Source organism: Priestia sp. BR_2 (assembly GCF_041954005.1).
In the GTDB taxonomy this organism is placed as follows: Bacteria; Bacillota; Bacilli; order Paenibacillales; family Paenibacillaceae; genus Paenibacillus_AQ; species Paenibacillus_AQ lautus_A.
This window is the reverse complement of the sequence record NZ_JAVFHM010000011.1, coordinates 1-1,413: the sequence shown is the minus strand read 5'-3', so window position 1 is coordinate 1,413 and position 1,413 is coordinate 1. Positions and strand designations below refer to the sequence as shown.

1 protein-coding gene is annotated in these 1,413 nt (G+C 36.7%); it reads left to right on the top strand.

Going from position 1 to position 1,413, the window contains the following annotated elements:
• The first annotated feature begins 75 nt into the window (after positions 1-75).
• Positions 76-1,263, top strand: coding sequence for an MFS transporter (locus RB298_RS00090; protein WP_486045141.1), 1,188 nt, complete (start codon positions 76-78; stop codon positions 1,261-1,263).
• The last annotated feature ends 150 nt before the right edge of the window (positions 1,264-1,413 follow it).

Sequence of the window (1,413 nt, the reverse complement as noted above, 5' to 3'; positions counted from 1 at the left end):
CATTTTATTTATAACGAAACCTAATGTACCATAGAAGAGAATTAAATTTCAAGAAATTAACCGGAGGTAATTAGTATGGTCAATCGTAATAAATTGTTTCTACTTGCACTTATATTAGCTGCATTTAACCTTAGGCCGGGTCTAACTTCAGTTAGCCCAGTATTGCATGGAATAACGAAGGATCTAGGTATGAGTTCTACTTTAGCTAGTTTGCTCACTTCCATTCCTTTGGTATGTTTTGGTTTTTGTTCGTTATTTGCTGGTCGTTTAGCAAATCGCTATCAACCAGAGAAGATGATCACTTTCGCTATAACTTGCATAGGTATTGCAACGTTTCTAAGGGTCTTTACAAATTCCTCAATTTACCTGTTAATAACGGCTTTATTAATTGGTGCAGGAATTGGTGTTGTAAGCCCTTTGCTTTCTGGTTTCATTAAAAGTCATTTTCCAGACAAGGCAGCATCGATGATAAGCATATACTCTACTTCAATGGTAGTGGGTGCATCTATTTCTATTGGGCTAATGACACCACTTCAACACTGGTTCAATCATTCATGGAAAAATGGATTAGCATTTTGGAGTATTCTTGCTCTACTCGCTATTCCACTTTGGCTTATGGTAATAAAACAATCTCGTATTCCTGCAAGTAATTTTTCACAAAAGACGAAGGCTTCTTTACCATTAAAAAATAAAAAAGCCTGGCTATTAACTTCTTTTGTAGGGATTGTAACTCTTCTATTTTATTGTTTTGCAGCATGGCTACCAGCTATTGTAGAGGAAAAAGGGTGGACGCCAGCATTTGGTGGTCTTGTAGGTACAATCGCTATGATTGCACAGCTACCGGCTACTCTTTTATTACCTAGTCTTTTAAAAGTGCTGCCGAGCAGAAGATTTTGGATTACAACCTTTACTTTAAGTATAATAATTGGTTTATCCCTTTTATGTTTTACAAACGTAACACCTATTGTTTCAAGTATATGTTTAGGGGTTGGTGCCGGTGGTCTTGTGTCGCTAACTTTGTTGTTACCATTAGATATGGCATCTTCCCCTATGGAAGCAAGTACTTGGTCAGCAATGACTCAAGCAATTGGATATATCATCGGTGCAGTCGGCCCATTCATAATTGGATTTCTGCATGATTATCTAGGAAGTTTCGTTCCGACATTATATCTTCTAATAATTATAGGGTTCATTGCCATCTTATTAGGGTGGAAAATTACCAAACCAGCTAAGGGTAAAGCAGAGGGCCTACCTGTGAAATAAAAACCACGGAGTAAATCGTGGTTTTTATTTTAACTTTTGAAAAAGCCTATATAACAACTTTTAAAGTATAGAGTGATATTACTGTGTGCAAGAGGAGGGTTGGTCCCATGAATACATTTGGTCAGATAAATAGTAGCGATTATATAGAAT

Bases quoted from the DNA above. Each gene is read 5' to 3' on its own strand.
- RB298_RS00090 (WP_486045141.1), top strand. From the start codon at position 76: ATGGTCAATCGTAATAAATTGTTTCTACTTGCACTTATATTAGCTGCA.